The organism is Bradyrhizobium sp. CCGUVB4N, from assembly GCF_024199945.1.
Taxonomy (GTDB): Bacteria; Pseudomonadota; Alphaproteobacteria; order Rhizobiales; family Xanthobacteraceae; genus Bradyrhizobium.
The window spans coordinates 3,090,229-3,106,929 of the sequence record NZ_JANADP010000001.1 but is presented as its reverse complement, the minus strand read 5'-3'; the positions used below and the strand labels follow the sequence as shown (position 1 = coordinate 3,106,929).

At 63.3% G+C, this 16,701-nt stretch carries 16 protein-coding genes; 6 read left to right on the top strand and 10 right to left on the bottom strand.

The annotated features are described in order from the left end of the window. Window positions 1-16 precede the first annotated feature (16 nt). From NLM31_RS14030 to NLM31_RS14015, 4 genes are all read right to left on the bottom strand, one after another. Window positions 17-1,357 (bottom strand): TRAP transporter large permease, encoded by a 1,341-nt coding sequence (locus NLM31_RS14030; protein WP_254129932.1) that lies wholly within the window; start codon window positions 1,355-1,357, stop codon window positions 17-19. Beyond that, on the bottom strand, window positions 1,354-1,932 hold the full coding sequence (locus tag NLM31_RS14025; RefSeq protein ID WP_254129931.1) for a TRAP transporter small permease: 579 nt from the start codon (window positions 1,930-1,932) through the stop codon (window positions 1,354-1,356). The genes NLM31_RS14030 and NLM31_RS14025 overlap by 4 nt, the downstream gene beginning before the upstream one ends. A gap of 149 nt (window positions 1,933-2,081) precedes the next feature. Then, complete coding sequence (locus NLM31_RS14020) at window positions 2,082-3,089, bottom strand: TRAP transporter substrate-binding protein (RefSeq protein ID WP_254192603.1); 1,008 nt, start codon at window positions 3,087-3,089, stop codon at window positions 2,082-2,084. A gap of 57 nt (window positions 3,090-3,146) precedes the next feature. After that, a complete protein-coding gene (locus tag NLM31_RS14015; protein ID WP_254129929.1) occupies window positions 3,147-4,865 on the bottom strand; it encodes an IlvD/Edd family dehydratase in 1,719 nt (572 codons plus the stop codon). A 177-nt stretch (window positions 4,866-5,042) separates the two neighbouring features. On the opposite strand from NLM31_RS14015, the gene NLM31_RS14010 reads away from it, so the two are divergent. Next, window positions 5,043-5,732 (top strand): GntR family transcriptional regulator, encoded by a 690-nt coding sequence (locus tag NLM31_RS14010; RefSeq protein ID WP_254192602.1) that lies wholly within the window; start codon window positions 5,043-5,045, stop codon window positions 5,730-5,732. Here NLM31_RS14010 and NLM31_RS14005 read toward each other — a convergent pair. Beyond that, window positions 5,721-6,182: a hypothetical protein gene (locus NLM31_RS14005; protein WP_254192601.1), complete on the bottom strand. Its 462-nt coding sequence runs from the start codon at window positions 6,180-6,182 to the stop codon at window positions 5,721-5,723. The genes NLM31_RS14010 and NLM31_RS14005 overlap by 12 nt on opposite strands. A 214-nt stretch (window positions 6,183-6,396) precedes the next feature. On the opposite strand from NLM31_RS14005, the gene NLM31_RS14000 reads away from it, so the two are divergent. Next, window positions 6,397-7,080 carry a nitroreductase gene (locus NLM31_RS14000; RefSeq protein ID WP_254192600.1) on the top strand — a complete coding sequence of 228 codons (684 nt, stop codon included), beginning with the start codon at window positions 6,397-6,399 and terminating at the stop codon, window positions 7,078-7,080. Between the two features lie 42 nt (window positions 7,081-7,122). Here NLM31_RS14000 and NLM31_RS13995 read toward each other — a convergent pair whose 3' ends face one another. After that, entirely contained in the window at window positions 7,123-7,527 is a 405-nt protein-coding gene (locus tag NLM31_RS13995) for a hypothetical protein (RefSeq protein WP_254192599.1), read from the bottom strand. Further along, window positions 7,524-7,784, bottom strand: coding sequence for a GlsB/YeaQ/YmgE family stress response membrane protein (locus NLM31_RS13990; RefSeq protein WP_254196184.1), 261 nt, complete (start codon window positions 7,782-7,784; stop codon window positions 7,524-7,526). The genes NLM31_RS13995 and NLM31_RS13990 overlap by 4 nt, the downstream gene beginning before the upstream one ends. 190 nt (window positions 7,785-7,974) lie before the next feature. Between NLM31_RS13990 and NLM31_RS13985 the strand changes: the two genes are divergently transcribed. Both NLM31_RS13985 and NLM31_RS13980 read left to right on the top strand, forming a co-directional pair. After that, window positions 7,975-8,880 (top strand): transglutaminase family protein, encoded by a 906-nt coding sequence (locus tag NLM31_RS13985; RefSeq protein ID WP_254192598.1) that lies wholly within the window; start codon window positions 7,975-7,977, stop codon window positions 8,878-8,880. A gap of 33 nt (window positions 8,881-8,913) precedes the next feature. After that, entirely contained in the window at window positions 8,914-9,744 is an 831-nt protein-coding gene (locus NLM31_RS13980) for a potassium channel family protein (protein ID WP_254192597.1), read from the top strand. Window positions 9,745-9,807: 63 nt separating this feature from the next. Here NLM31_RS13980 and NLM31_RS13975 read toward each other — a convergent pair whose 3' ends face one another. Further along, window positions 9,808-10,632, bottom strand: coding sequence for an NAD(P)-dependent oxidoreductase (locus NLM31_RS13975; protein ID WP_254129923.1), 825 nt, complete (start codon window positions 10,630-10,632; stop codon window positions 9,808-9,810). A gap of 89 nt (window positions 10,633-10,721) precedes the next feature. Here NLM31_RS13975 and NLM31_RS13970 point away from each other — a divergent pair, with 89 nt between their 5' ends. Beyond that, a complete protein-coding gene (locus NLM31_RS13970) occupies window positions 10,722-11,699 on the top strand; it encodes an SMP-30/gluconolactonase/LRE family protein (protein WP_254192596.1) in 978 nt (325 codons plus the stop codon). Between the two features lie 200 nt (window positions 11,700-11,899). Here NLM31_RS13970 and NLM31_RS13965 read toward each other — a convergent pair whose 3' ends face one another. Next, window positions 11,900-13,330, bottom strand: coding sequence for an aldehyde dehydrogenase family protein (locus NLM31_RS13965; protein ID WP_254129921.1), 1,431 nt, complete (start codon window positions 13,328-13,330; stop codon window positions 11,900-11,902). 297 nt (window positions 13,331-13,627) lie between these two features. Beyond that, the gene (locus NLM31_RS13960) at window positions 13,628-15,991 is read right to left on the bottom strand and encodes a transketolase (protein ID WP_254192595.1); all 2,364 of its coding nucleotides are present in this window, start codon (window positions 15,989-15,991) and stop codon (window positions 13,628-13,630) included. 131 nt (window positions 15,992-16,122) lie between these two features. On the opposite strand from NLM31_RS13960, the gene NLM31_RS13955 reads away from it, so the two are divergent. Further along, entirely contained in the window at window positions 16,123-16,584 is a 462-nt protein-coding gene (locus tag NLM31_RS13955) for an Lrp/AsnC family transcriptional regulator (RefSeq protein ID WP_254129919.1), read from the top strand. Window positions 16,585-16,701 lie beyond the last annotated feature (117 nt).

Genomic DNA, 16,701 nt, shown 5'->3' with positions numbered 1-16,701 from the left:
AGATCACTTGAAGAGATCACTTGGGGCAGATGTAGCCTGTCCCAGCCGGCGACTTGAAGCAGCCGACCGATTCCGGCAGCACGTGCTGCGGCAGCCATAGCACCACGCTCGGGAAATAGATCGCGAACGCGATCGTGGCGAAGAACACGACATAAATCGGCAGCGCCGCGCGTAACGCCTTCGCAAAGCTGATGCCGACGAATTTCGAGGCCATCAGCAGCACCAGCCCATAAGGCGGCGTGATCAGGCCGAAGGCGAGTGTCGCGATCAGAACCACGCCCATGTGCACGCCGTTGATGTCGCCCGCTTCCGTCAGCGTGTTGACCAGCGGCATGAAGATGATGATGGTCGGCACCGGCTCGATGAAATCGCCGACCACGGTGAACAGCAGCACCATCAGCAGCATGATCAGATGCGGATCGTTGCCGGCGATCGAGGTGATCATGTCGGCGATGTAGCTGGCGCCGCGCAAATAGGCCAGCATCCAGCCGAAGGCGTTGGCTGCGCCGATCGTGATCAGCGGCAGCGAGAAGATCAGGCCTGCGAGGCAGAAATCGTACGGGATCTTCCTGAAATGGCCGCGGTTGAGCGCGGGGATCACGACCAGGATGATCCAGGCCACGGCGACGACGCCGGCCTCCGTCGGCGTGAACCAGCCGGTCAGGATGCCGCCGAGCAGGATGACCGGGATCATCAGCGGCAACGCCGCGTCGCCGGCCGCGAACATCACCTGCCGCAGCGGCGCGCGCGGCTTGCGCAAGCCGGACGGGCCGAAGAAATAGCAATAGATCATCAGACCGAAGCCGATCATCAGACCCGGCACCACGCCCGCCATGAACAGGCCCGCGATCGAGACGTTACCGACGGCACCATAGACCACCGCCGTGATGCTCGGCGGCACCAGCGCCGCGATGGTCGAGGCAGACGCGATGATCGCGGCGATGAAGGCAGGCTCGTAGCCTTCGCGCTTCATCGGACCGCCGAGCGCGCGGCTCATCACCGCGACGTCGGCGGTGGTCGAGCCCGACATTTCCGAGAAGAACATGCTGAAGACGACGACGACCTGCGACAGCCCACCCCTGATATGCCCGACCAGCGACACCGAGAGATTGGCTATTCGCACCACGACATTGGCCGAGCTCATCAGCTCGCCGACCAGCAGGAAGAACGGGATCGCCAGCAGCGCCTCGGAATCGACGCCGTCGAAGATCTTCTGGATGATTGCGGCGAGCGAGACGTCGGACAGGACCGCGCCGATGAACACGCCGGCCATCAGCGAGAACGGCACGGGCACGCCGAGATAGCCGAACGACAGGAAGCAGATCGACATCAACGCCAGGACAATGGGTGCGCTCACGGCTGCGCCCTCACCTGTGCTTCGGTCACGACAGGCGCCGATTCCTCGTCGGGCGGCTCGCGATGGTCGAAGCCGTTGCGAAGGCCGTTGACGAGCTGCTCGATGGTGAATAGGCCAACCAGGATACCGGACAGCGGGATGATGGCGTAAAGCGATGCGATCGGCGTGCCCGACGGCAGCCGGAAGCTGCCGAAGCCGCGCAGATAATTCTGGTAGCCGTACCAGATCAGGCAGAAGGCGACGCCGAGGACGACGAGGCGGATGATGATTTCGACGATGATCCTGGGCGTGCCATGCATCGCCTCGGAGATCGCCGTGAGATAGAGGTGATCGTTGCGGCGGGTCGCAACAGCCGTCCCGATGAAGATCGCGTAGATGAATAGCGTCGAGGTGACTTCCTGCAACCACAGCCAGGGATGGCCGATGGTGCGGGTGACGATGTCGGCGGTGACCGACAGCGAGAAGCCGAAGCACAACACGCCGCAGAGGATCATGAGCGCGAGCTCGAGCCAGTCGAGCCAGCGCCATTTCAGATGGCGCTGGCGTTGGAGTACGAGCTTGTCGGCGATGGCCATTGACCTCTCCGTCGTCCCGGCGAACGCCGGGACCCATAATCCCCAAAGGGAGTTGTTGCGCGAGCTGGCGACTCCAAGTCATCGCCAAACTCAATCCTGTGGTTATGGGTCCCGGCTTTCGCCGGGACGACGCGTGGAGGCGACGGAGGCTACTTAATCGACCGGATCAGATCCTTGATCTTCTCGGCATGCGGGCCGAGATCCTTGGCGAGCTTGTCGAGATAGGGATCGGCGATCGCGGCAAAGCTCTTCTTGTCGACGTTATCGACGACCTTGACGCCCATCTTCTTCAGCTTCTCGGCTGCGGCCCGCTCGAGGTCGAACGCCTTCGCCGGCTCCTTCGTGCTGATCTCGTTCGCCGCGGCCTGAACCCAGCCCTTCTGCTCGGCCGAGAGGCTCTGCCAGAGCTTGTCGGACACGAACACCAGCGCGTTGTTGGCCTCGTGCTCGGTGATGTTCAGCACCGGCGCGACCTCGTAGTGCTTGTTGACGAGGTAGACGTTGATGCTGTTCTCGGCGACATCGACCACGCCGGTCTGCAAGCTCGTGTAGACGCTGCCGAATGGCATGTGCACGGTCTGGGCGCCATAGGCCGGGAACATGGTGTCTTCCGTGGCGGTCGCCTGCACGCGGACCTTCAGGCCCTTGATATCAGCCACATTGTGGATCTCCTTCTTGGAGTACATGTGGCGCACGCCCTGCGAGCCCGTGCCGATGAGATGCAGACCCTGCGTGGTCTCATCGATCATGGCCTTGAGGGCCTCGAACACCTTCGGGTCGGCGAGGCCTTTGATCACATACTGCTCGTCACGGAACAGATAGTGCAGCGACATCACGCCGGCCTGCGGCGAGATCGTCGCGGTGTTGGCCGAGGAGACGATGGAGAATTCAACGTCGCCGGCTTTCACGAGCTGGAGCACCTGCGGCTCCTGCCCGAGCTGCGCGCCGGGGTACTGGTCGATGATCATGGTGCCCTTGCTCAATTCCTTGAGCTTGTCGGCAAAGAGGTCGCCGGCGATCGAATAGCCGGTGTTGCGGGGCTGGTCATAGGCGAAGCGATAATGCTTCACCTCCTGTGCCCCGGCGCTCGTGACGAACAGCACGGCGGCCGCAGCCACCAGGCCGTGTAGGAATCCTGGCACGGATCGTACAATCATCGTCTCCCCCTGTTTTTATCGCCCGCCGCTTTTAGCGGTCTAGGCGCTAGTTAATGATCAGCCCTTTTCAGTCTTCTTCCCAGTCCTCTGCATAAAGTCGAAGTCGCAGCCCTCGTCGGCCTGCATGATGGTCTCGTTGAACAGCCAGGCATAGCCGCGTCGCGCTTCGTCGGGCGCAGCGGTCGGCTTCAGGGCGGCGCGCCGGCGCTCCAGCTCGGCGGCATCAACCAAGAGCTCGATGCTGCGCTTGGCCACATCGAGACTGATCTTGTCGCCATTCTTCACCAGCGCCAGCGGCCCGCCAACGGCGGACTCGGGCGTGATGTGCAGAACGATGGTGCCGAACGCGGTGCCGCTCATGCGCGCATCCGAAATACGCACCATGTCCTTGGTGCCATTGCGCGCGAGCTTCTTCGGGATCGGCAGGTAGCCCGCCTCGGGCATGCCCGGCGCGCCCTTCGGGCCGGCATTGCGCAGCACCAGCACGTCGTCGGCGGTGACGTCGAGCTCGGGATCGTCGACCCGCAGGGTCATGTCCTCGACGGATTCGAACACCACCGCGCGCCCGGTGTGCTGCAACAGTTTCGGACTCGCCGCCGATTGCTTGATGACGGCGCCGCGCGGCGCGAGATTGCCGTGCAGGACGGCGAGACCGCCTTCCTTCTTGATCGGATTGTCGCGGGACCGGATCGCGTCCTGGCCGGGCACGTCCTCTGCGTTCGCGACGACGTCGCGCAGCGTCTGCCCGGAGATCGTCTTCGCATCGAGATCGACGAGGTCGCCGAGCTGCTTCAGCAATTTCGGCACGCCGCCGGCGTGATGGAAATGCTCCATATAGTGCTCGCCCGACGGCTTGAGATCGACCAGCACCGGCACCTCGCGGCCGATCTGGTCGAACACGGAGAGATCGAGCCGGTGCGGCGAGCGATGCGCCATCGCGGTCAGATGGATCAGGCCGTTGGTCGAGCCGCCGATCGCCTGCAGCACGACCTGCGCATTCTTGAAAGAGGCCGGCGTCAGGAATTCGCTCGGCTTCGGCCCCTTGGTCTTGGCCATCTCGGCGGCAACCCGCCCGCTGGCCTCGGCGAGACGAAAGCGCTCGGCATGCGGCGCCGGGATCGTCGCGCTCATCGGCAGCGACAGGCCCATGGCTTCGATCATGCAGGCCATGGTGGACGCTGTACCCATCACCATGCAGGTGCCGACGGACGGCGCGAGTCGACCGTTGACGGCCTCGATCTCGGCATCGTCGATCTCGCCGGCGCGATACTTGCCCCAGAGGCGGCGGCAATCGGTGCAGGCGCCGAGCACTTCGCCCTTGTGATGGCCGACCACCATGGGGCCGACGGGAATGACAACGGTCGGCAGATCGGCGCTGATCGCCGCCATCACCTGCGCCGGCAGCGTCTTGTCGCAGCCGCCGATCACGATCACCGAATCCATCGGCTGGGCCCGGATCATCTCCTCGGTGTCCATCGCCATCAGATTGCGCAGATACATCGAGGTCGGATGCGCAAAGCTCTCGGCGATCGAGATGGTCGGGAACACGAACGGCATCGCGCCCGACAGCATCACGCCGCGCTTGGCGGCCTCGATGATCTGCGGAACGTTGCCGTGGCAGGGATTGTAGTCGCTGTAGGTGTTGGTGATGCCGACGATCGGGCGCTCCAGCGCGTCGTCGGAATAGCCCATGGCCTTGATGAACGCCTTGCGCAGGAACAGCGAGAAGCCGGCATCGCCATAGCTCGTCAGACCCTTGCGCAAACCACTCGTCATCAGACCACTCCTTCTCGCTTGCCATTGTGCTACAGCCTGCCCCCTGATTGTCAATAAGATAGGGCCGGATCGCCGGTCTTTCTGCTCCGGGCAGCGCCGGCGGACACAAATTATTGACAATCGGAGCCTGCCCTGCTCCACAAGGCGGACCGGCGAGCCCCGCCGGAGGCTGAGGGCATGTCCGACATTCGCATAGCAGACGCCATGGCTATCCGGCGCGACGATCCGGACGACGTCGTCGCGCGGCTAGAGGAAGACATCATCTTCGGCCGCCTCGCGCCGGGTGCGCGCCTCACCGAGGACGCGCTGATGTCGCGCTACGGCACCTCAAGGCACTTCGTGCGGCAGGCGCTGGTGGATGCCGAGCGCCGCGGCATCGTCCGCCGCGAGAAGAATGTCGGCGCCACCGTACGGTTCTATTCAGCCGAGGAGGTTCGGCAGATCTACGAAGTCAGGGAGATGCTGACGCGGCAGGCCGCGCTGATGATCCCCCTGCCCGCGCCGCAAGCCTTGATCGACGAGTTGACCGCCCTGCAGCGCGATTATTGCGCGAAGGCCGACATCCGCGATCTGCGTGGCATTCACGAAGCCAACGACGCCTTCCACGTCGCGCTGTTCGCCGCCTGCGGCAATCCCTATCTGGTGCGTTCGCTGCAGGACTATATGAGCCTGACGCTGCCGATGCGCGCCAAGAACCTCGCCGACCGCGACGGGCTCGCACAGTCGCGCCGCCAGCACGAGTTGATGATCGAGTTGCTCAGAGGTCGCGACAGCTGGGCGCTGGCGCAGCTGTGTGTGGATCATATGCAGTTCAGCAAGGCGGATTATCTGGCGAGGATCGCGGGGGAAACCGCATCACCTGCGTAACCACGAGAAGACGTCCGCTCCAACGAGCAGGTTGAGGCTCGCCACAGCGACAATGAAAGCAAGCATCATTAAGATTGTTGCAAGAGCCACCTTGGCTCCAAGACCCAACCTACCTTCTTTTTTAATGCCGTAGTTCGCCGCCAGTCGCGTGATCATTAGTGCCCAGAGCGCTACCCAAGCGAGGTTCGCCAATCCGTCCAACAGTGGAGGAAAGCCAATTTGCGAACTAGCAAAACCATAAGTGAAAAGTAACGCAGCTAGAAAGACGTGCGCGACTAGTGCGATCAGATAAGCTTGCAAGAAAAGCAATCGTCGCTCGAAATATTTGATCATGCCCCCGTAGATCAAAGGAAAGAACAATGTGCCTGCAAGGAAGCGCAGAATGGCCGGACTATCAGGGTATGGCAGCATCGCGATAACTTCTACTAACCGCGTGATCTGAAAATTCAATCAATAGTTGATTGTCCACACAAGTAAACACTAAATTGTTCGGCGAAGAATGGTAGCGCTGGAGGACGCCGGTCGCGAGCCTGCCCTCGGTCCATCAGCAGGAAATTGGCGAATACGAAAAGATCGGGCTAATCGCTCGCCGAAAAAAGCTATGGACACGATCAAAGCTGTAGGGGAGAACGCAGCCTGATGCCAATTTCAGGAAACTGCAAACATGGAGTTTGATGATGTCATTCTCGGGCGGCGAAGCATCCGCGGTTACAAGCCCGATCCTGTCCCGCCGGAATTGATCAAGGAAATCCTGGCGCTGGCGATGCGCGCGCCGTCGTCGATGAATACCCAGCCGTGGAATTTCTACGTCATCACCGGAGTGCCGCTGGATCGTATCCGTCAGGGCAATACCGAGCGCAATCTGGCGGGCGTGCCGCATTCGCGCGAATTTCGAACCGGCCAGGCATTTGAGGGCGTGCATCGCGAACGCCAGATTGGCGTTGCCAAGCAGTTGTTCAGCGCAATGGGAATTGCGCGAGAGGACAAGCAGCAGCGGCAAGACTGGGTCCTGCGCGGCTTTCGTCAGTTCGACGCGCCTGTATGCGTGATCATCACATACGACCGCGAATTGGCCTCCAGTGATGATACGGCCTTCGACTGTGGCGCCGTGGCGACCGCGCTCGTCAACGCGGCGTGGTCGCGGGGGCTTGGCGCCGTGATCAACAGCCAGGGCATCATGCAATCCCCTGTCGTGCGCGAACATGCCGGGATCGCGGATGACCAGGTGATCATGAAAAGCATCGCGTTGGGCTGGCCTGATCACAGCTTTCCCGCCAATGCCGTCATCTCCGAGCGCAAGTCAGTCGATGAAGCGACGACTTTCGTTGGATTTGCGAGTGGAGGCTAGAACCAGTCGGAGCTCATCGCTGCGGGATTTTCGGTGGCCCGTTCAATAACGCCGCAGCAGGCCGCTATCCACGCTGGCATCGCCATAGCTGACGCAGGCGCTTGTCGGATCCCTCACCAGATCCGCCAGGACGCGCTTGATCGTCTTGCTGGCCGCCTCGAACACCTCCGGGCGAAACTTGCCGGGATCGTAGCTCTCGCCGTCATGGGCCTTGATCGCTGCGGAGTAGGCGTCGATCATCGCCATCGCGGCATTGGGGCTGCCGAGCAGCCGCGCGCCGAGCTGAACGCCGCCCGCGCCATCGGCCTCGTAACCGTCGCATCGCTGCTCAAGCACGGCGGATGCAGTCACGAGCTGGTCGAGGAACGTCGCCTCGGCATCGCTGAGCGTGGCCGCCCGTGCCGGTCCCGACACGATCGTCGCAATGACGAGCAGCGCGATCTTCAAGCGCGCCCCTGACGACCCAGAACAAGCCCGTACAGGAAGAGAAGGATGATGGCGCCGACCACGCTTCCGATGAAGCCCGCGCCCTCTCCGAAATGATACCACCCCACGGCCTGACCGAGCCAGGTCGCAACGAACGCGCCGACGATTCCCAGGACCGTCGTCAAGATGAACCCCTTGGGCTCGTTGCCGCCGGGCATGATGAATTTCGCCACCAGTCCAACGATGAATCCGATGATGATCGTCCAAAGGATACCCATGTCCACCGCTCCATTCGGCCAATTCGCGCATCAACGTCTGAAGGAATGCATGATTGCCTGAAGAGCCAGACGATGCCGGGGGCAATGTTGATCTAGATCAACGGGCAGATGTGGCCAGACCGAAAGCTGGCGGCCGCCCCTCCCGTGCGGACCGGCTCGACCAGTCCGCAAGCGCATAGCGGATCGATGCATGGCGATCATCGGCGAGATCACGCACACCACGACCTACCGCTATGCGAAGCCGGTGACGTTCGGCACGCATCGCGCCATGTTCCTGCCGCGGCGCGGCGCTTCGACCCGCCTGCTGCGCTGGTCCGCTCACACCAGCGTGCCGTCGAAGGTGCTGTGGATCAGCGACTCCCGCTCCAACGCCGTCACGGTGATGGATTTCAGCGAACCTGCCAGCGAACTGACGTTCACCTTCAAGGTGCGCGGCGTCTATTTCGGCATCAAGGGCCTTGAGGCATTTCCGCTGGAAGCCCGGGCCGAGGAGGTGCCCGTGCAATATACGCCGGACGAATGGACCGACCTTGCCGGTTATCTGCGTCCGCATGCCGACGACGCGGACGGCAGCCACGCGGCGTGGACCAAGAGCTTCGTCGCCGGCGATCAGGACCGGACCGCGGATGTGCTGCGCCGCATGCTGGGCATCTTTCGCAGCGAGTTCAAATATCACGGCAGAGACGCCGAGGGCACCCAGTCTCCGGGCGACACGCTGCGTCTGAAATCAGGCACCTGCCGGGACTTCGCCTGGCTGATGGTCGAGACGCTCCGGCGGCTCGGCTTCGCCTCCCGCTTCGTCAGTGGCTATCTCTACGATGCGGCACTCGACGGCGGCGCTGTCGGCATGACCGGCTCTGGCGCCACCCACGCATGGGTGCAGGTGTTCCTGCCCGGTGCAGGCTGGCTCGATTACGATCCGACCAACAGCCTGAACGCGGGCTTTGATCTCATCCCGGTCGCCATCGCGCGGCACCCTGCCCAAGCCGTGCCGCTGGCCGGCTCGTGGTTCGGCGATGCCGGCGACTATTTGGGCATGTCGATCAATGTTGCCGTTCACAAAATCGGCGAAATGCTCGATCCTTCGGAGGGATAGGCCGCCGGAATATCCGCGCGGCGATCGCTGGCCATGGCACTTGATCACGACAGCACCAAGGGACATGGGCCGCTCGACGCGATCAGCGTCCCGTTCGAGATCCTGAAGGGCAGGCTTCGGCAGCTTTACGAAGGCGACACCTTCGGCTGCATCCGATTCCGCTACGCGCTGCTCGTGCTCGACATCGCGACGGTCTTGTTCATCATCGCGACGTCGTTCCTGCCGCGCGGCGGGATCGTCGAGTCCCTCGATGTCGTGTTCGGTGTCCTGATCCTGGCGGACTTCTCCGCACGGATGATCATCAGTCGCCACCCGCTGCACGACCTCGCGCGGCTATCGACCTGGACCGACGTCGTGGTCATCATCTCGTTCCTTGCACCGCTCGCAGGCGAGGCCGGCGGCTTCCTGCGCGCATTTCGAACGTTGCGGCTTCTGGGCGACAACCAGATGGTGGCGCGCCTGCGGATCGACAGCGCCTTCTTCCGACGCAACGAAGAGGTCATCTTTGCCGTCGCCAATCTCGGCGTGTTCGTCTTCATCATGACGGGCGTGGTCTACGAGACCCAGAAGTCGCACAACCCGCAGATCGGCAATTATGCCGACGCGCTCTACTTCACGGTCACCGCACTGACCACGACCGGCTTCGGCGACATCACCCTGCCCGGCACCGTCGGACGCCTGATCACCGTCGTCATCATGATCTTCGGCGTGACCCTGTTCCTGAATCTTGCCAAGGCGCTGCTCGCGCCCTCGAAGGTGCGCTTCTCCTGCCCGGTCTGTGGCCTCCAGCGCCACGACGTCGACGCGGTGCATTGCAAGGCCTGCGGGACCATTTTGAACATTCCCGATGAGGGAATGGATTAGGCGGCAGGCGCTTGCTGCCGAGGGCTCTCTCGCCCCGAACGGGACGAGAGAGAACATTGTGTCCTACCGCTTGTTCCAGTCGATGATCCGGCTCTCGTCGCCGTCGAACTCGTTGCTGCAGAATGCGCCGCCCTGGTAGTGGTCGCCGACCGGATCGGGCTTCAGCTTGGCCTGCTCGGCCATGGCATGCGCCACGTGATCCTCGGAGCGGCCGGTGGGGCGATAGCCGAATTCGTAGGCTCGGTGGTTATCCCACCAGGCGCGCTCGTTGAGCGAGGCGCCATAGAACACCTCGAAATGGATGCCGGGATGCTCGAGCCCGATCTGGCAGAGCTGCACAAGATCTTCCGGCTTCAGCCAGATCGAGATCCGGCGAAGGTCCAGCGGCACATCACCGAAATTGCCGATGCGCAGGCACGTCACCTTCAGGCCGTGCTTGTCGGCATAGAGCGCGCCGAGTGCTTCGCCGAATACTTTGCTGACGCCGTAGCGGCCGTCCGGGCGCGGGGTGACGTCGGTGCCGATCTTGTGGTGGCGGGGATAGAAGCCGACGGCATGGTTCGAGGACGCGAACACCACGCGCTTGACGCCCTTGCGATACGCCGCCTCGAACAGATTGTAGCCGCCGATGATGTTGGCCTGCAGGATGTCGTTCCAGGGCCCTTCGACCGAATAGCCGCCGAAATGCAGGATGCCGTCGACGCCCTCGCAGATCGCCTCGCACTGGGCAAGGTCGGACAGGTCGGCCGCCTTGAACTGCTCGTTCGGCGCGAGATCGGCAGGCGGCTTGATGTCGCTGAGCAGGAGGTCCGGATAGATCGGCGGCAACAGTTTTCGCAGGCGCGTTCCGATTCCGCCCGAAGCTCCCGTCATCAAGATGCGCGGCATGTCTTTCCTCGTCTTTGGCAACCAATTTGCGGTCACGTGTCTCTAATGATAGCAGGAATGTCCAGAGGGAACGAAACGAGAGAACCGACATGAATGAGGCATCGTCCCACACCCAGGAACGGCCAGGCTGGCGACCGGCGACCTATTACCCCGATCCGGCCATTCACGTCCTCGACCCCCGTTTCGAAAAATACTGGTTGAAACTCTCGGCCGTGGAGCGGCTGGCGACCGGCCTGCGCTGGGCGGAAGGGCCGGTCTGGTTCGGCGACGGGCGCTATCTGCTCTGTAGCGATATTCCGAACCAGCGCATCATCAAATGGGAAGAAGAGACCGGCGCTGTTTCGGTTTTCCGAAAACCCTCCAATTTCGCCAACGGCAACACGCGCGACCGGCAGGGCCGGCTCGTCACCTGCGAGCATGGCGGGCGCCGCGTGACCCGTACCGAATATGACGGCGAGATCACGGTGCTGATGGATCAATTCAACGGCAAGCGGTTGAACTCGCCGAACGATATCGTTGTCAAATCGGACGGCTCGATCTGGTTCACCGATCCGACCTTCGGCCTGCTCGGCAATTACGAGGGCTACAAGGCGGAGCCCGAGATCGAACCGAACGTCTACCGGCTCGATCCCGTGACCCGCAAGGCGAGCGTCGTCGCCGAGGGCGTGCTGGGTCCGAACGGGCTGTGCTTCTCGCCGGACGAGAAGATTCTCTACGTGGTGGAATCGCGCGGTGTGCCGAACCGCAAGATCCTCGCCTATGACGTCTCGGCGGATGGCACCACGATCTCCAACAAACGCGTCCACATCGATGCAGGTCCCGGCACGCCGGACGGCATGCGCTGCGACATCGACGGCAATCTCTGGTGCGGCTGGGGCATGGGCGATCCGGAGCTCGACGGCGTCGTGGTGTTCGCACCCGACGGCGTCATGATCGGCCGCATCGCGCTGCCCGAGCGTTGCGCCAATCTCTGCTTCGGCGGCGTCAAGCGCAACCGCCTGTTCATGGCGGCGAGCCAGTCGATCTACGCGCTGTATGTGAATACGCAGGGCGCGATGGGGGGATAACCGTCGCCGCGATGACGGTCTCGTAGGGTGGGCAAAGCGAAGCGTGCCCACCACTGCCTGTTCGTCGCGCGAGATCGTGGGCACGTCGCTTCGCTCCTTTGCCCACCCTACGGCACCTCGCGTTGTCGACACACCTGAGCAAAAACAAAAACGCCGGGGCGGTTTCCCGCTCCGGCGTCATTCTGTTCAATCGCTGACGCTTACGCGGCGTTGAAGCCCGCAACCGCCTTCACTTCGAGGAAGTCCTCGAGGCCGTACTTGCCCCACTCGCGGCCGTTGCCCGACTGCTTGTAGCCGCCGAACGGCGCGGTGCGATCGTTGGGCACGCCCTGCAGGTTGACGTTGCCGGCGCGGATCTGACGGCCGACACGCTTGGCGTCCTCGACCGAAGCGCCGGAGACGTAACCAGCGAGACCGTACGGCGTGTCGTTGGCGATGTGCACGGCTTCGGCTTCGTCCTTGGCGCCGAGGATGGTCAGCACCGGTCCGAAGATTTCTTCGCGCGCAATCGTCATCTCGGGGGTGACGTCGGCGAAGATGGTCGGGCGGACATAGAAGCCCTTGTTGACGCCTTCGGGCAGGCCCGGGCCACCGGCGACGAGCGTTGCGCCCTCGTCGATACCCTTCTTGATCAACGCCTGGATCTTGTCCCACTGGCCGCGGTTGACGACCGGGCCGATGGTGGTGCCTTCGGCGCGCGGGTCGCCCGCCTTGGTCTTGTCGGCGACGGCCTTCGCGATCGCGGCGACTTCCTTCATCTTCGACAACGGCACGATCATGCGCGAGGGCGCATTGCAGGACTGGCCGGAGTTGTTGAACATGTGCATCACGCCGCCGGTCACCGCCTTCGTGAGGTCGGCGCCTTCGAGAATGACGTTCGGCGACTTGCCGCCGAGCTCCTGGCTGACGCGCTTCACGGTCGGCGCCGCGCGCTTGGCAACGTCGATGCCGGCGCGGGTCGAGCCGGTGAAGGAGATCATGTCGATGTCGGGGTGCTCGCTCATGGCGGCACCGACCTCGGGGCCGAGGCCGTTGACGAGGTTGAACACGCCCTTCGGCACACCGGCTTCATGCAAGATTTCCGCAAAGATCAAAGCCGAGGTCGGCGTGAATTCCGACGGCTTCAGGATCATGGTGCAGCCGGCGGCAAGCGCGGGCGCGACCTTGCAGGCGATCTGGTTGAGCGGCCAGTTCCAGGGGGTGATCATGCCGACCACGCCAACGGGCTCGCGCAGCACCATGGCGGTGCCGATCGGCTCCTCGAAATGATAGTTCTTGAGCACGTCGAGCGTGGTCATGAGATGGCCGAGACCGGCGCCGGCCTGGAGCTTTTCGGCCATCGGCAGCGGCGCGCCCATTTCGTCGGAGACGGAAGCCCCGATCTCCTTGAGACGGCCCTTGTAGACCTCGATGACTTTCGTGAGCAGCGCGACGCGCTCTTCACGGCTGGTCTGGGAGAAAGTTGCAAAAGCGCGCTTGGCGGCGGCAACCGCCTTGTCCACGTCAGCCTTGGAGCCGAGCGCAATCTCGTACATCGCCTCTTCCGTCGCCGGATTGACGACCGGGGTGGACTTCTTGACGGCGGGATCGACCCAGGCGCCGTCGATGTAGAATTGCATGCGATTGACCATCGTTAACCTCTTCTTGGGGGCTTGGGGGGCGTTTCGGCAGGCATCCTTGCACGAAAGCGCCGGCAATTGAACCCGCCATATGCGGGGCCAGCGTTGCGGCGGACGGAGGTTATATGAGCCGATGGCGGGAACGTGGCAAGGCTCTCGCCTCACACGTATTGTCGTCCCGGCGAAGGCCGGGACCCATAACCACAAAGCTTAGTTGGCTTGCTCTGGCGTCGACCACCTGCGGCTTACAACGACTGCCGCGGCGTATGGGCCCCGGCCTTCGCCGGGGCGACAAGGTGGTTACCCCGATTAAACCGCCATCTTGCGATGGACGATCGGCGCGCCGGTGGTGAGGCTTTCCGCCGCATCGATGATCGCATTCGCGTCGATGCCATAGTGCCGATAGAGGTCCGCAATGGTGCCGGTCTGGCCGAACTGCTCGACACCCAGCGCTTCGACGCGATGGCCGCGGACACTGCCGAGCCAGCCGAGCGCAGACGGATGGCCGTCGATCACGGTCACGATGCCGCAGTCGCGCGGCAGCGGCGCCAGCAATTTCTCGATGTGGCTGAGATGCTGCACGCCACGCCGGTCACGCCGCAATTTTCGCGCGGCGGTCCATCCCGTGTAGAGGCGATCGGCCGAGGTGATTGCAAGCAGGCCGATGTCGCGCCGACTCTCGCCGATGAACCCGGTCGCCTCGATCGCCTCCGGTGCGACTGCGCCGGTATAGGCGATCACGAGTTCGGCATTCGGGCCCGGCTTCCGCAGCCAATAGGCGCCGTCCGTGATGCCCTGCTGCAGTTCGGGCGTCATGATGCGCTGCGCCTGCTCGATGCTGCGCGTCGAGAGGCGGAGATAGACCGAGCCGCCCTCGCCCGGATCGCGCTGCATGTGCTCGAAGCCCCAGCCCATGATCACGGCGAGCTCGTCGACGAAGGCCGGCTCGAACGAGGCGAGCCCGTCCTGCGCCATGCCGATCAGCGGTGTCGCAATCGACTGGTGGGCGCCGCCCTCCGGGGCGAGCGTGATACCTGATGGCGTCGCCGCCACCATGAAGCGCGCATCCTGGTAGCAGGCGTAGTTGAGCGCATCGAGGCCGCGCTCGATGAAGGGATCGTAGAGCGTGCCGACCGGCAGCAGCCGCGCGCCGTTGATCTGGTGCGACAGGCCGAGCGCCGAGAGCATGATGAACAGGTTCATCTCGGCGATTCCGAGCTCGAGATGCTGGCCCTTGGGCGAGAAGTCCCAGTTGAATGTGGATGGAATTTTCTCGCTGCGGAATAAATCCGCCTTCTCGCCGCGCGCGAACAGGCCGCGCCGGTTCACCCACGGACCGAGATTGGTCGAGACCGTGACGTCGGGCGAGGTCGTGACGATGCGCCGCGCCAGCTCGCTGTCGCCGCGCGCGATCTCGTTCAGCACGAGGCCAAAGCCCTGTTGCGTGGACATCTGCGGCGACGGCTTGAAGGCGAGCTGTTGCGGCACCTCGACGACCGGCGCGGTCAGCCGGCGGCCATCCTTGTTGAACGGAACGCGCGCGAGGAACGCCTCGAGCTCGGCTGCGTCCTGCATCAGGCCTTCGTACTTGTCCCATTCGTGGCCGGGACGGATGTTCTGGCTCTCGCGATATTTCTCCATCTGCGCGACCGTCATCAGGCCGGCATGGTTGTCCTTGTGGCCCTGGAACGGCAGGCCGACACCCTTGATGGTGTAGGCGATGAAGCAGACCGGGCGGTCGTGGTCGATCGATTCGAACGCCTCGACCATGCTCGCCATGTCGTGGCCGCCGAGATTCGACATCAGCGCCAGCAACTCCTCGTCGCTACGCTTGTCGATCAGCTTCGTGATCGGCCCCTGGTCGCCGATCTCGTCGTGCAAATGCTTGCGGAACGCCGCGCCGCCCTGGAAGCAAAGCGCCGCATAGAGCGCGTTCGGGCAATTGTCGATCCAGCTCTTCAGCGCCTCGCCGCCGGGTTCGGCGAAGGCCTCGCGCATCAGGCGGCCGTATTTCACGATGACCACGTCCCAGCCGAAATTGCGGAACATGGTCTCGAACTTTTCCCAGAGACCTTCGCGCACGACGGCGTCGAGCGACTGGCGGTTGTAGTCGACCACCCACCAGGTGTTGCGCAGGCCGTGCTTCCAGCCTTCGGCCAGGGCTTCGAAGATGTTGCCCTCGTCCATCTCGGCATCGCCGACCAGCGCGATCATCCGCCCCTCGCGGCGATCCTTCATCCAGCCATGCGCCTTGACGTAATCCTGCACCAGCGAGGCGAACAGCGTCTGCGCGACGCCGAGACCGACCGAGCCGGTCGAGAAATCGACGTCGTCGACGTCCTTGGTACGCGACGGATAGGACTGGGCACCCTTGAAGCCGCGAAAATTCTCCAGCTTCTCGCGGGTCTGCCGGCCGAACAGATACTGGATGGCGTGGAACACAGGGCTCGCATGCGGCTTCACTGCGACGCGGTCCTCGGGGCGCAGCACATGGAAATACAGCGCCGACATGATGGTGGCGAGCGAGGCCGACGAGGCCTGGTGACCGCCGACCTTCAATCCATCCGTGTTCGATCGGACGTGATTGGCGTGGTGGATGGTCCATGACGACAGCCACAACGCCTTGCGGGCCAGTGCAGTCAGGGTATCGAGACGCGCGGAATCAGCGGGCATGGCGATGCTCCGGGAAATAAGGCGGATCATACGCCTGCGGGCGGCGCCAGATTTCTCAATTTTTCGCGCCATACCCGCCAATATTGGGATACCGTACCAATGACTTGCCCTGAAATAGAGGTTTCATCCCAATGCCTGAGCTCGACGCCATCGACCGCAAGATCCTCGCCTTGCTGCAGACCGACAGCCGGCTGACCATGCAGCAGCTCGCCGACAAGGTCGGACTGTCGGTCTCCCCCTGCCATCGCCGGGTCAAGCTGCTGGAGGAGCGCGGCGTCATCTCGCGCTACATCGCAACGGTGGACCAGAAGGCGCTGGGGCTGCATGTCAGCGTGTTCATCTCGATCAAGCTGGCGCGGCAGAAGGAGGAGGATCTGAATCGTTTCGCCCGCGCCATCTCGAAATGGGACGAGGTGCTGGAGTGCTATCTGATGACCGGCAACCGCGACTATCTGCTGCGCGTGGTCGCGGCCGACCTCGCCTCCTACGAGACGTTCCTCAAGACCAAGCTGACCCGGCTCGACGGCATTGCCTCGATCGAGTCGAGCTTTGCGCTCAGCCAGGTCAAATATTCGATCGCGCTGCCGGTCTGACGGACCCGCGCCGGGCGATTTTCGGGCCGGTCGGCCCGGCCGGCCGCCGGTGTCACATGGACGCAATAAACCCCGTCGATGGTCCCGGGTGACAGGCATTCCGGCCCGAGAGAGAGA

Excerpts from the sequence above, each read along its gene's own strand:
- NLM31_RS14025 (WP_254129931.1), bottom strand. The coding sequence starts at position 1,932 with ATGGCCATCGCCGACAAGCTCGTACTCCAACGCCAGCGCCATCTGAAA.
- NLM31_RS14020 (WP_254192603.1), bottom strand. The coding sequence starts at position 3,089 with ATGATTGTACGATCCGTGCCAGGATTCCTACACGGCCTGGTGGCTGCG.
- NLM31_RS14015 (WP_254129929.1), bottom strand. The coding sequence starts at position 4,865 with ATGACGAGTGGTTTGCGCAAGGGTCTGACGAGCTATGGCGATGCCGGC.
- NLM31_RS14010 (WP_254192602.1), top strand. The coding sequence starts at position 5,043 with ATGTCCGACATTCGCATAGCAGACGCCATGGCTATCCGGCGCGACGAT.
- NLM31_RS14000 (WP_254192600.1), top strand. The coding sequence starts at position 6,397 with ATGGAGTTTGATGATGTCATTCTCGGGCGGCGAAGCATCCGCGGTTAC.
- NLM31_RS13990 (WP_254196184.1), bottom strand. The coding sequence starts at position 7,784 with ATGGGTATCCTTTGGACGATCATCATCGGATTCATCGTTGGACTGGTG.
- NLM31_RS13985 (WP_254192598.1), top strand. The coding sequence starts at position 7,975 with ATGGCGATCATCGGCGAGATCACGCACACCACGACCTACCGCTATGCG.
- NLM31_RS13980 (WP_254192597.1), top strand. The coding sequence starts at position 8,914 with ATGGCACTTGATCACGACAGCACCAAGGGACATGGGCCGCTCGACGCG.
- NLM31_RS13975 (WP_254129923.1), bottom strand. The coding sequence starts at position 10,632 with ATGCCGCGCATCTTGATGACGGGAGCTTCGGGCGGAATCGGAACGCGC.
- NLM31_RS13970 (WP_254192596.1), top strand. The coding sequence starts at position 10,722 with ATGAATGAGGCATCGTCCCACACCCAGGAACGGCCAGGCTGGCGACCG.
- NLM31_RS13965 (WP_254129921.1), bottom strand. The coding sequence starts at position 13,330 with ATGGTCAATCGCATGCAATTCTACATCGACGGCGCCTGGGTCGATCCC.
- NLM31_RS13960 (WP_254192595.1), bottom strand. The coding sequence starts at position 15,991 with ATGCCCGCTGATTCCGCGCGTCTCGATACCCTGACTGCACTGGCCCGC.
- NLM31_RS13955 (WP_254129919.1), top strand. The coding sequence starts at position 16,123 with ATGCCTGAGCTCGACGCCATCGACCGCAAGATCCTCGCCTTGCTGCAG.